Genomic DNA, 11,787 nt, shown 5'->3' on the forward strand with positions numbered 1-11,787 from the left:
GGTGAGGAAAAATGGATTCATTCCAAATTCCCTGACCTTTTTAGCCTCACTGGACTAATTAAAAGGATATTATTATTACTTTGTATTTCTGCTTCCTGGTTTAACATGGGGTATTCCTTTTTTACATAATGGACATTCTTCTTTTTCATAGGATTTAACATCTATTTTCACAGCACTATATACTGGAAAAGGCATTTCTACCCCTTCATCCCTTCTATCTACTATGCAGCACAATCCTACTACTACCCCTCCTAATTCTTCTATAAGCTTAACAACTTCTAAGGAAGACTTTCCTGTAGTTATAACATCTTCGGATATAATTACCCTTTCACCCTTTTTTATCTCAAATCCCCTTCTCAAAGTCATAACTCCATTTTCTCTTTCTGAAAATATTCCTGGTTTCTTTAGCTGTCTAGCCAATTCGTAAGCTACCACAACTCCGCCCATCGCTGGCCCCACTACTAAATCCAAGTCTACGTTTTTTAATTGCTCGCTTACTGTTTTTAATACCTCTTCTGCCTTATCTGAGTATTGTAACAACTTTGCGCACTGACAATATTTATCACTATGTCTTCCTGATGATAGTAGAAAATGTCCTTCTAAAAGCGCTTCACTTTCTTTTAAAATCTGAATTATTTTGTTTTCCATAATTAAACCCTCCTAAATTATTCCTCTTATTTCTTCTAAACTCTTTATACCTTGAGTTTTCATGTAACTTTCTATTCCCTGAATTATTGTAAGCCCTGCATTAGGATCTATAAAATTAACTGTCCCTATTTGTATTGCAGTAGCTCCTGCCATTATAAACTCAATGGCATCTTGCCAGTTCATTATTCCACCCAATCCAATTACAGGTACATCTACTGCCTTGCATACTTCATATACCATTCTTAAAGCAATTGGCTTTATTGCTGGCCCTGATAGCCCTGCTGTTATATTGTTAAACACAGCTTTTTTATCCTTTATATCTATTGCCATAGCTTTGAATGTGTTTACTAAGGATAGTCCATCTGCTCCAGCTTCACAGCATTTATACGCCATATCTACAATATCTTCTGCATTAGGGGATAACTTAACTATTAATGGTTTATTGCATATATTCTTAACTTCCTTTACAACTTCATATGCAACTTTTGATTTTATACCAAAGGCCATGCCACCTTCTTTAACATTAGGACAAGATATATTTAATTCGATCATATCTACATCTGTTTTATTTAAAAGCTCTATCCCCTTTAAATAATCCTCTATTGTTCCACCGCCTAAGTTTGCAAGTATTACTGTTTCAAGTTTCTTCATCTTTGGATATTCATATCGTATAAACTCATCCACGCCAGGATTTTGTAGCCCTACGCTATTTAACATTCCTCCTGTAGTTTCAAAAACTCTCAATCCATGATTTCCACTCTTCTTATTGATTGTTAGACCTTTTGTGCTTATCCCCCCTAGTTTAGATGCAGGATAAAACTCATTGTATTCCTCTCCAAAACCAAAGGTACCAGAAGCTGCTATTACTGGATTCTTTAAATCTACTCCACATATGTTTACCTTCATATTATTCCTCTAGCTCCTCTCCTAAGAAAACTGGTCCATCTTTACAAGTTCTTTTATATCCATCCTTAGTTTTACATGTGCATACTAAGCATGCTCCAACTCCACAGGCCATATGCTTTTCTAGTGATACATAGAGAGGTATTGATTTTTCTTTACATTGCTTTATTAACTTATTCATCATTATTTCTGGACCGCAGCTTAAAACTACATCATAATCTTCTACATCTATATAATCAGTTACATAACCCTTTTCCCCTTCTTCTCCAGTTTCTGTAACTATTACACTCTTCTTTATATAAGGTGAAAAACTATTTACTGAGTAGGACTCATCTCTAAAGCCTGCGTAAAGATGAACCTCACACCCCTCTAATCCTTGTGTTAAATAACGCATTGGAGCTATTCCAATTCCTCCAACTACTATAGCAACTTTTCCCTTTATCTTCTCCATTGGAAATCCGTTTCCTAGGGGACCTGTCACCTTAACCCCATCTCCCTTTTGGAGCTTTTTTAATATCTCAGTACCTCTACCTACTATTTTATATAAAAAACTTATGCCTTCTCCATCTATTGAATAAATACTTATTGGCCTACTAAGTAAAGGTTCATTTTCCCATGCCCTTAACATATAAAACTGTCCTGGTTTTCCTTGAAATTTCCCTGAAAGTTTAAGTTCCCATATCCCATTACAGATTTCTTTGTTATACAAAACCTTCTCTTCTCTATACTCCATGATCTTATCCTTTCTTCTTATTATTATTTTTTACAATGCATCAAGATAGAATCTCTCATGTTTATTGCTTCTTTTCTTGAGTAATCTTCGAAATGATTAAATTCTCCACCAGCTCTCTTATAAGCTAAGAGTATTCCTCTTGAGGAATTCACAACCCCACCATTTCCATTCTTTAAATACAGCGCCACATCTTCTGCTCTTCCCCCTTGAGCACCATATCCAGGTATTAAGAAGAAGGTATTATTTAATTTATTTCTTATGCTCAATGCTTCATCCACATGAGTACATCCTACAACTCCACCTAAAGAACTATACCCATGCTCACCCATGCATTCTTTTCCAAGGGTATTTACTTTTTCCCCCACAATCTCATAAACTTTTTCATTATTATGAGTATCTAAGTATTCTATATCTTTAGCTCCTTCATTTGATGTTCTAATTAGTGCAAAGAGTCCCTTTTCCTTATTCTTTAAGTATGGAAGATATGGCTCTATACTGTCCATTCCCATATAAGGATTTAGCGTTATAAAATCCGTTTGGAAATCTCCTTCAAAGTGGGCTTTAGCATACATTTTTGCAGTATCTGCTATATCCCCTCTTTTTATATCTGAAATTGCTAAAATATTTAAGTTTCTAATATATTCTAAGGTTTTCTTATAAGCCATTAATCCTTCTAATCCTAAAGCTTCATAATATGCGATTTGTAGCTTGAAGCATGCGGCTACATCTTTTGTAGCATCTATTATCTTTTGATTAAATCTAAATATTGCTTCTCCCTCTGATTTATATTTATTTATAAATTCTTTAGGTAGATAATCTATTGATGTATCCAATCCTACACATACATGTCCTCTTTTCTCTACACTCTCATATAGTCTATCTATAATCATCTGCAATCCTCCTTGATACTCTCATATACTATTCTTCCACTCTTTATAGTTTTTAATATTTCACCATAAAACTTCATACCTGTAAAAGGTGTGTTTTTTCCCTTTGAGATAAACTCTTCTCCCTGTACTTCTATTTCCTTTTCTAAATCTACCAGCACTAAATCTCCCTCGACACCTATTTTTATTTCTCCTTTATTAAGCCCCATAATTCTGCTAGGATTCTTAGACATAACCTCTGATAGTTTATTTAGGCTTACTTTTTTTTCTGCAACTAGCTTTGTATAGCATACTAAAAAAGCTGTCTCTATGCCGGAGATACCTGGCGCACCCTTTAATTTATCCTCAAAACTATGAGGTGCATGATCTGTAGCTATACTATCTACCCATCCTTCTTCTATGGCTTTTATTAGAAAATCTACATCTGCTTTTCTTCTTATTGGAGGATTCACCTTATAATTTATATCATCCGTTAATGCTATATGGTGTGGTGAAACTTCGCAGGTTACATTATACCCGCCCTTTTTAGCTTCTATTATATATTCCATGGCTTCTTTAGTGCTTACATGGGCTATATGAACGGGACAACCTGTATATTTAGCTAGAGTTACATTTCTCCATGTCATTGTATTCTCTGCTAATCTCGTATCTTCTGCTACCAATTCTTCATTTTCACAGTGACACATTACAGTTATATTTTTAGCTTTTGCTTTTACCATAGCATTAAGCATTATATTGCTATTCATTACTTCTTTTCCATCTTCAGATATAATCTTTACCTTATCATCTAAAGAATCTATGTGACTTATTGTCATACCATCAAAGTCCTTTGTAATTGAAGCTATTTGATGAATATCTACTAAATTAACCTCTTTTCCTTTGGCCAATATATGATTTATTATTTCCATATCGCTACATACTGGGTTTGTATTTGCCATTAAATTTACTGCTGTATATCCGCCCTTCACTGCTGCTTTACTTCCGCTTTCAATGTCTTCTTTGTAGGTAAAACCCGGTTCTCTAAAATGTACATGTAAATCTACGAAGGAGGGCATTAAAACTTTACCTTCTCCATATATCACTTTACAGTCTTTTTTTATATCCTTACCTATTTCATCAATTACCCCATCTTTTATATAAACGTCCCCATAAAAATCTTGAGACCAATCTACAATCCTTGCTCCTTTTATTAACAATTCCATAGATAATCCACCTCAACTTTATAAACTTCTTCACAATATTCACATTTATACTCACCTTTTTTTCTATCAACTAAGTGAAATGTGTGTGGTATATATTTTTCTACTGAGGTTATACATCTTGGATTTTTGCATTTTAGTAAGCCCTCTACCTTAACTGGAAGATGAAGATTTACCTTCTCTTTTATATTTTCATTTTGAATTATATTTATGGTAATGTTTGGATCTATAAGCCCTAATACCGTAAAATCTATGTCTATATTATTCTCAATCTTTATAATATCTTTTTTCCCTAACTTTTCGCTATATACATTCATTATTAAAGCTACGGAGTAGTCCGCCTTACCTAACTCCAAATAATTGTAAATTTTTATCCCATATCCTGATTTAATGTGGTCAATTACTATTCCATTTTTTATGCTAGTTACCTTTAACATTACATCACCCCCAAAAGCTTTAGTATCAATGCCATTCTCACATACATTCCATACTGTGCTTGTTTAAAGTAGCAAGCTCTAGGGTCTTTATCTATTTCGTAACTAATCTCATTCACTCTTGGTAGTGGATGTAGTATATTCATATTTTTAGGTGCTTTTTTAATTTTTTCCTCATCTAATATATAACTATCCTTTAATCTTATATAATCTTCCTCGTTAAAAAATCTTTCCTTTTGTACTCTAGTCATATATAGGATGTCTAGCAAAGCAATTACTTCTTCTAAATTTTCTCTTTCATCATATTCTATATTGTTTTTCTCCAATATTTCTGTTCTTATATAATTTGGAATTTTTAATTCTTCTGGTGAAACCAAAATCATTTTGTTATTCTCATAGCGAGATAATGATTTGATTAAAGAATGTACCGTTCTTCCGAATTTTAAATCTCCACAGAAGCCAACGGTTAAATTTGATAAGCTGCCTTTTAAGGATTTAATAGTCATTAAATCTGTAAGGGTTTGAGTTGGATGTTGATGACCACCATCTCCTGCATTAACCACAGGTATGGATGAATACATGGATGCAATTTTAGGTGCACCTTCTTTAGGATGTCTTATAACTGCTATATCAGCGTAACAAGATATAGTTCTTATTGTATCTGCTATACTTTCTCCTTTTGACACAGAAGAAGAACTTGCTTCAGAAAATCCTATAACCTTTCCGCCCAGTCTCATCATAGCTGCTTCAAAGCTTAATCTAGTTCTTGTGCTTGGCTCATAGAATAGAGTAGCAAGAATCTTACCTTCACAAAGCTTTGAGTATTTCTCTGGATTTAGGTATATATTTTCAGCAAGTTCTAATAAATTTTCAGTTTCTTTAATTGTTAGATCCATAGGATCTATTAAATGTCTTCCCTTTAACATTATTACTCCTCCTTTTTAGTCTCTCTGTACTAACTTAAAGGTAATAAAAAAATGCCTTCCTCAAAGGAAGGCATAGATATACTTATACCAATATATAAATTATATACTATCCACCGCTTTCCTTTTAGGTCTCACAGGACCTCTTTTAAAGGCAACATATTGTTTTTTCTGTTACTTATAATAACACTGTTTTCTTTTATAGTCAATTGTTTTTTTATCTCTCTTCCCTAAAGTAAGAATCTCCTAAGGACTTAGGTGGAGAATTTTTAGAGTTTTTATTTATGGATATCATAACCATTACCAATATTGTAATTATATAAGGAAACATATCTATTATATACTGAGAAATGTGTATGCTTGAACCTTGAAGTCTAAAGCCTATAATATCAAGTCCCCCAAATAAATAAGAACCAAGTATTGCCTTATAAGGGTTCCAAGCTACGAATATAACTAGTGCAACAGCTATCCATCCTCTTCCTGCTACGATGTTTTCCTGCCAAGCTGGAACATAAACTAAGGATAAGTAGGCTCCTCCCACTCCGCAAAGGGCTCCCCCTAAAAGAACATGAAGGTACTTATATAAGTTTACATTTATACCTGACGCATCAGCACATTTAGGGTTTTCCCCTACAGATAAAAGGTTTAATCCCTTTGAAGTGTTAAACATATAAATTCCAAGTATTATTGCTGTAATATATCCTAAATAAACAAATAAATCCTGGGTAAATAATATTTGTCCCACATAAGGTATTTTGCTAAGTATTGGTACTGCTATAGGCTTGAAAAACTCTTTTATATTCTCTGATACTACATTACCAACTAAACTTTTACCCACAAAACTAGACAATCCTGTACCAAATATAGTTAAAGTCAACCCTGAAACTACTTGATTTGTTCTAAGCGTTATAGTTAAAAAGGCATAAATAAGACCACCGAACAATCCAGCTATGGCAGCTCCTAATATCGCTAGAATTGGATTATTGGTTTTAATACCTACCATAAATCCAAACATCGCTCCCATAGTCATCATACCTTCTAAGCCTAGGTTTAAGTTACCTGCCTTTTCACATATTATTTCTCCTAAAGTTGCAAATAAAAGCGGAGTACCTGCTACAACGGCTGCATGTAAAAATGATACATATGTGTTCATTTAGGCCACCTCCTTTAATGAGGATTTTCTTACCAACTTGTATTTCAAGAAAAATTCACTGCCAAGTATAAAAAATAATATTGTTGATTGCATTATTAATGCCACAGCCTCTGGTATATTAAATGCTGTTTGAATAAAAGAACCACCTTCTACTAATGCAGCAAACAAAATTGATACCCCTAGCATGACGATAGAATTTAAATTGGATAACCAAGCTACTATTATAGCCGTATAACCTACTCCACCTGAAACTTCTATTGATAGGGTGTTACTTACTCCAGAAGCTTGTATCATACCTACTAAGCCACATAGACCACCGCTCAATAACATAGCAGATAGCAATGTATTTTTTATATTAACTCCTGCATATAGGGCCGTTTTTTCACTTTCTCCTAAAACAGAAATTTCATAACCTTTCTTTGAACGAGTCATAAAAATATACATAAATATAACTAATAATAAGGCAATTATCCATCCAATATGAATGCCTAAAAACTCAGGCAATATTGCATTATCACTGAAGTTTGGTATTTTAGGAAATCCCTGTGCCTTAGGATCCTTCCATGGCCCATATTGTAAATAAGTAATAAATTTAAGAGCAATGTAATTCATCATCAATGTTACAATAGTTTCATTTGTATCCCATTTTCCTTTTAAAATAGCTGGTATTAAAGCCCACATAGCTCCTCCTACAATTCCAGCTAAAATCATAATAGGAAGAAGTAAAAATGAATTCATTTCTGGAAACTTTAATGCAAAGTAGGAAGATAAAAATGCCCCCATTATTATCTGTCCTTCTCCACCTATATTCCAAAACTTCATCTTAAAAGCTACGGATATTCCTAGGGCTGATATTAAGAGAGGAATAGCTTTTACTATGGTTTGTCTAAAACTATAGCTTGAACCAAAAGCCCCTTTAATCATAGTTCCATACACACTTAAAGGGTTAAAACCTAAAAATGCAATAAAAAGTCCTATAGCTAGAAAAGCAAGTATTATAGAAATAGCTCTTACCATAAATGCTTCTTTATTTGTAACTTCACCTTTTTTTACTATTCTAAACAACCTTGATCTCCTCTCTTTCTATTGTGGCTCCCCCCATAAGTAATCCTATTTTTTCTTTTGTGGCTTCAAAGCTCATCAATTCTCCCTTGATTTCACCGTTACACATAACAAGAATTCTATCACACAACTGTATTAATACATCTAGGTCTTCCCCTATGTATAATACTCCAACGCCTCTTTTCTTTTGATCATTGATTAAGTTGTATATAGTGTAACAGGTGTTTATATCTAAACCTCTAACTGGATATGCCATAATAAGCAAGCTAGGATTCATATCTAATTCTCTTCCTAGTAATATCTTTTGAATATTTCCACCGGATAAATTTTTTATTGGGTGATAAATGTCAGGAGTTCTTATGTCCAACTCTTCTTTTATTTGATTTGCTTTATCTACAGTTTCTTTTTTATTTATAAGTAAGCCTTTTTGATGATGATAGGATTTTAAAAGTAAGTTATCTACCATGTCCATAGAACCTACCAATCCCATTCCTAACCTATCCTCAGGTATAAAGCTCATGCTTACTCCTTTGTTTATTATTTCCCTTGGAGTCTTTCCGATTATATTTTCATTATCTACTATTATTTCTCCATTTTTAACTGGGGTAATTCCAGCTATAGCTTCACAAAGTTCTTTTTGCCCACTTCCTGCTATGCCTGCAATACCAACAACTTCCCCGGCCTGTATACTAAAGCTTATATTTTTCAGCACTTCAATTTTATCTTCATTATATAAAGATAGGTTTTTTATATTAAGAATTTCCTTGCCTCTCTTTATTTTATCTTTCTTTATAGAAAGTTCTATTTCTTCACCAACCATTAAAGTTGCTAATATTTTAGGATTAGCTTCTTTCTTTTCGATTGTAGTTATTACTTCCCCTTTTCTTAAAACTGTTATTTTATCACATATACTCATAACTTCTTCCATTTTATGAGATATGAATATAACAGCACATCCATTTTCTTTCATTTTATTTATAATATTAAATAACTTTTCTACTTCTACTGGTGTAAAAACTGTGGTTGGTTCATCTAAAACTAAAATATTTGCCCCTCTGTACAAAACCTTTAATATTTCAATTATCTGTTTTTCTCCAACGGACATATCTTGAACTTTTTTTGTTAAATCAATATTTATATCATATTTAGAACAGATATCATTAATTTTATTTCTTATGGATTTCCAGCTTACAAAAATACTATTTTTTTGCCCTAATATAATATTTTCTTCTCCGCTCATATTATCAACTAATTTGAAATGTTGATATATCATACCAATACCAGAGTGTATAGCATCTATTGGAGAGGTAAATTGAACTTTTTTGCCTTGGATATAAATAGAACCGCTATCAGGAGTATAGACCCCTGATAGCATATTCATTAATGTACTTTTTCCTGCACCATTCTCCCCTAGAAGAGCGTGTACTTCTCCTCCATATACAGAAAAATTTATATTATTGTTTGCAACTACTTTGCCGAAAGTCTTGCTGATATTTTCCATTTTTATAAAAGGTGTTTTTTCTTTCATTTCCTCACCTATTCCTATTGATTTTGTAATTGTCCTTCTACTCCCTGTACAAACCAGTTGAACTGTAATAACTCTTCATCTGTCATTACTTTTCCTTCTTCTACTACAACTTTTCCACTCTGATCCTTTAATGGCCCAACAAATATTTTATTTTTACCGGATATTATATCTTCTTTAGCTTTTTCTACTTCTTCTTTCGCACCCGCTGGAGCATTTTCTGTTAATTCTGCTAATCCAACTACGTCATCAGATAATCCCTTCCAATAACTTTCTGACTTCCAATTTCCTTCTTTAATAGCTTTAACTTGACTAACATAATAAGCTCCCCAATTAAATACTGCTGAAGTCATATATGCCTTTGGAGCTTTATCTTTCATATCTGTGTTGTATCCTATTGAGAAAGCACCCTTTTCTTCTGCAGCCTGCTGAGGTCCAGCTGTATTTTGATGCTGTGCTATAACGTCTGCTCCTTCATCAAGTAATGCTTTTGCCCCTTCTTTTTCTTTAGCTGGATCATACCAAGTATTTGTCCACTTTACTGCTACCTTAGCCTTTGGATTTACAGATTGAACTCCTAGTGTAAAAGCATTAATTCCTCTTACAACTTCCGGTAATGGGAAAGCTGCAACATATCCTATTTTATCAGTGTTAGTTTTCATACCTGCAACTATACCTGATAGGTATCTTGCTTCATATATTCTTCCAAAGTAGCTTGACATATTTTCAGAAGTTTTATTACCTGAGCAATGAAGGAATTTAACATCTTTATGTCTTTTAGCCGCTTTTTCCATAGCATCCATGTAACCAAAGCTTGTTCCTATTATTACATTGGCTCCTTGGCTAATCATATCTTCAATTACTTTTTCAGCTTTTGCTGTATCTTCAGGAACAGATTCTTTATATATAGTCGGTACATTTAACTCTTTTTCTAAATATAATCTTCCTTGGTCGTGTGCATATGTATATCCACCGTCTGTAGTAGGTCCTACATAAATAAATCCTACTTTTATTTCATCTTTATTTCCCTTTCCTTCCTCTCCACTTTTATTTCCGCAACCAGAAAATAATGTTATTACAATAGTAAAAATTAATAATAAAGAAATTCCTTTAAGCTTTTTCATATTCATTTCCCCTTTCTTACTTAAAAATATTTATAAATTAATCAAAAATAACTTCACCATTTTTCATACCTTCAAGAATTGCCAGGGACTCAAGCTGTATTCCTTCCTTTAATATCATTTCCCTTCCACCTTGAAACTTCTTTTCAATTGCAATGCCAACTCCGCTTATTGAACAGTTAGCTTGTCTACAAATATTTATCATTCCTGCTACAGCACTTCCGCTAGCTAAAAAATCATCTATAATTAAAACACAATCATCTTCATTTAAATAATTCTTAGAAACCCTTATATAGCATTCCTGCTCTTTAGTAAAAGAATACACTCTAGCTTCGTATATATCCCCGTCCATACTATTAGGCTTTTGCTTTTTTGCAAATACTACAGGTATATTTCCAAAGTGTTGAGCTATAATGCAAGCTATACCTATTCCTGAACTCTCTACTGTAAGTATTTTATTTATTTTCTTGTCTTTAAATCTTCTTTTAAATTCTTTTCCCATTTCACTGAAAAGTTCTACATCTAATTGGTGGTTTAAAAAATTATCAACCTTTAAAATTCTATCTTCTATTATTACTCCTTCATTTTTTATCTTATCCTTTAATAATTGCATAATATCTTTCCTTTCTAAGATTCAATAATGATTTTTAAATAAAATATAAACTCCCTTGTTTTTGACAAGGGAGTTTATAAAGATCTATTATAAAAAAATAACAAACCATCATAAAGCCCCATAGCCCCGCAATTTTTGGTTGCATGGTAGAAACGCTTAGACCATATTACTAAGCATATATGAGTGCGAATGTTTTTATTTTTTTCCGAATCAATATTCGTTGTCCATATTCATTGCTAATATGATATACTATATCATATTAAAAAGCAACACCTATTTGCAAAATGATATAAACAACTTTTTTTCTTGCATTTTTATTGTAGCTAATCTATGAGTCATCGTAAAATATGTAAAAAACAAGACATTGCAAAACATTTCTATTTTGCAATGTCTGTCGTATATCAACCTTACGTAATACCTTAATTTATATTGGTGCGCCCAACAGGAGTTGAACCTGCGACATCCGGATTCGAAGTCCGTCACTCTATCCAGCTGAGCTATGGGCGCTTAAAGCCCTAAAAATTGTTAAATTTTGGAGCGGGTGAAGGGAATCGAACCCTCACAGCCAGCTTGGAAGGCTGGAACT

12 protein-coding genes, 1 tRNA gene and 1 riboswitch are annotated in these 11,787 nt (G+C 33.0%); all 13 genes read right to left on the reverse strand.

Annotated features, from left to right (window positions below):
* Positions 1-75 precede the first annotated feature (75 nt).
* Positions 76-648: an orotate phosphoribosyltransferase gene (gene pyrE, locus RYO54_RS16900; RefSeq protein ID WP_315121426.1), complete on the reverse strand. Its 573-nt coding sequence runs from the start codon at positions 646-648 to the stop codon at positions 76-78.
* A 12-nt stretch (positions 649-660) separates the two neighbouring features.
* Positions 661-1,554, reverse strand: coding sequence for a dihydroorotate dehydrogenase (locus RYO54_RS16905; protein ID WP_315121428.1), 894 nt, complete (start codon positions 1,552-1,554; stop codon positions 661-663).
* A gap of 1 nt (position 1,555) precedes the next feature.
* Entirely contained in the window at positions 1,556-2,284 is a 729-nt protein-coding gene (locus RYO54_RS16910; protein WP_315121432.1) for a dihydroorotate dehydrogenase electron transfer subunit, read from the reverse strand.
* Between the two features lie 23 nt (positions 2,285-2,307).
* Complete coding sequence (gene pyrF / locus RYO54_RS16915; RefSeq protein WP_315121435.1) at positions 2,308-3,174, reverse strand: orotidine-5'-phosphate decarboxylase; 867 nt, start codon at positions 3,172-3,174, stop codon at positions 2,308-2,310.
* Positions 3,171-4,373 (reverse strand): dihydroorotase, encoded by a 1,203-nt coding sequence (locus tag RYO54_RS16920; RefSeq protein WP_315121438.1) that lies wholly within the window; start codon positions 4,371-4,373, stop codon positions 3,171-3,173. The genes pyrF and RYO54_RS16920 overlap by 4 nt, the downstream gene beginning before the upstream one ends.
* Positions 4,361-4,807 (reverse strand): aspartate carbamoyltransferase regulatory subunit, encoded by a 447-nt coding sequence (locus RYO54_RS16925; protein WP_315121441.1) that lies wholly within the window; start codon positions 4,805-4,807, stop codon positions 4,361-4,363. Before RYO54_RS16925 ends, RYO54_RS16920 begins: the two co-directional genes overlap by 13 nt.
* Positions 4,807-5,730 carry an aspartate carbamoyltransferase gene (gene pyrB, locus RYO54_RS16930; RefSeq protein WP_315121444.1) on the reverse strand — a complete coding sequence of 308 codons (924 nt, stop codon included), beginning with the start codon at positions 5,728-5,730 and terminating at the stop codon, positions 4,807-4,809. Before pyrB ends, RYO54_RS16925 begins: the two co-directional genes overlap by 1 nt.
* 214 nt (positions 5,731-5,944) lie before the next feature.
* Positions 5,945-6,880, reverse strand: coding sequence for an ABC transporter permease (locus tag RYO54_RS16935; protein ID WP_315121447.1), 936 nt, complete (start codon positions 6,878-6,880; stop codon positions 5,945-5,947).
* Complete coding sequence (locus RYO54_RS16940) at positions 6,881-7,945, reverse strand: ABC transporter permease (RefSeq protein ID WP_315121451.1); 1,065 nt, start codon at positions 7,943-7,945, stop codon at positions 6,881-6,883.
* A complete protein-coding gene (locus RYO54_RS16945) occupies positions 7,938-9,470 on the reverse strand; it encodes an ABC transporter ATP-binding protein (protein WP_315121454.1) in 1,533 nt (510 codons plus the stop codon). Before RYO54_RS16945 ends, RYO54_RS16940 begins: the two co-directional genes overlap by 8 nt.
* Positions 9,471-9,484: 14 nt before the next feature.
* Positions 9,485-10,591, reverse strand: coding sequence for a BMP family ABC transporter substrate-binding protein (locus RYO54_RS16950; RefSeq protein WP_315121456.1), 1,107 nt, complete (start codon positions 10,589-10,591; stop codon positions 9,485-9,487).
* 37 nt (positions 10,592-10,628) lie between these two features.
* Positions 10,629-11,201 (reverse strand): xanthine phosphoribosyltransferase, encoded by a 573-nt coding sequence (locus tag RYO54_RS16955; protein WP_315121459.1) that lies wholly within the window; start codon positions 11,199-11,201, stop codon positions 10,629-10,631.
* 101 nt (positions 11,202-11,302) lie between these two features.
* Positions 11,303-11,404, reverse strand: a riboswitch (purine riboswitch).
* Between the two features lie 227 nt (positions 11,405-11,631).
* Positions 11,632-11,708 (reverse strand) — tRNA-Arg (locus tag RYO54_RS16960).
* Positions 11,709-11,787 lie beyond the last annotated feature (79 nt).

It is taken from the genome of uncultured Clostridium sp. (genome assembly GCF_963515715.1).
Taxonomy (GTDB): domain Bacteria; phylum Bacillota; class Clostridia; order Clostridiales; family Clostridiaceae; genus Clostridium_AW.

Excerpts from the sequence above, each read along its gene's own strand:
- pyrE (WP_315121426.1), bottom strand. The coding sequence starts at position 648 with ATGGAAAACAAAATAATTCAGATTTTAAAAGAAAGTGAAGCGCTTTTA.
- RYO54_RS16950 (WP_315121456.1), bottom strand. The coding sequence starts at position 10,591 with ATGAAAAAGCTTAAAGGAATTTCTTTATTATTAATTTTTACTATTGTA.
- RYO54_RS16905 (WP_315121428.1), bottom strand. The coding sequence starts at position 1,554 with ATGAAGGTAAACATATGTGGAGTAGATTTAAAGAATCCAGTAATAGCA.
- RYO54_RS16925 (WP_315121441.1), bottom strand. The coding sequence starts at position 4,807 with ATGTTAAAGGTAACTAGCATAAAAAATGGAATAGTAATTGACCACATT.
- pyrB (WP_315121444.1), bottom strand. The coding sequence starts at position 5,730 with ATGTTAAAGGGAAGACATTTAATAGATCCTATGGATCTAACAATTAAA.
- RYO54_RS16955 (WP_315121459.1), bottom strand. The coding sequence starts at position 11,201 with ATGCAATTATTAAAGGATAAGATAAAAAATGAAGGAGTAATAATAGAA.
- pyrF (WP_315121435.1), bottom strand. The coding sequence starts at position 3,174 with ATGATTATAGATAGACTATATGAGAGTGTAGAGAAAAGAGGACATGTA.
- RYO54_RS16935 (WP_315121447.1), bottom strand. The coding sequence starts at position 6,880 with ATGAACACATATGTATCATTTTTACATGCAGCCGTTGTAGCAGGTACT.
- RYO54_RS16910 (WP_315121432.1), bottom strand. The coding sequence starts at position 2,284 with ATGGAGTATAGAGAAGAGAAGGTTTTGTATAACAAAGAAATCTGTAAT.
- RYO54_RS16920 (WP_315121438.1), bottom strand. The coding sequence starts at position 4,373 with ATGGAATTGTTAATAAAAGGAGCAAGGATTGTAGATTGGTCTCAAGAT.
- RYO54_RS16945 (WP_315121454.1), bottom strand. The coding sequence starts at position 9,470 with ATGAAAGAAAAAACACCTTTTATAAAAATGGAAAATATCAGCAAGACT.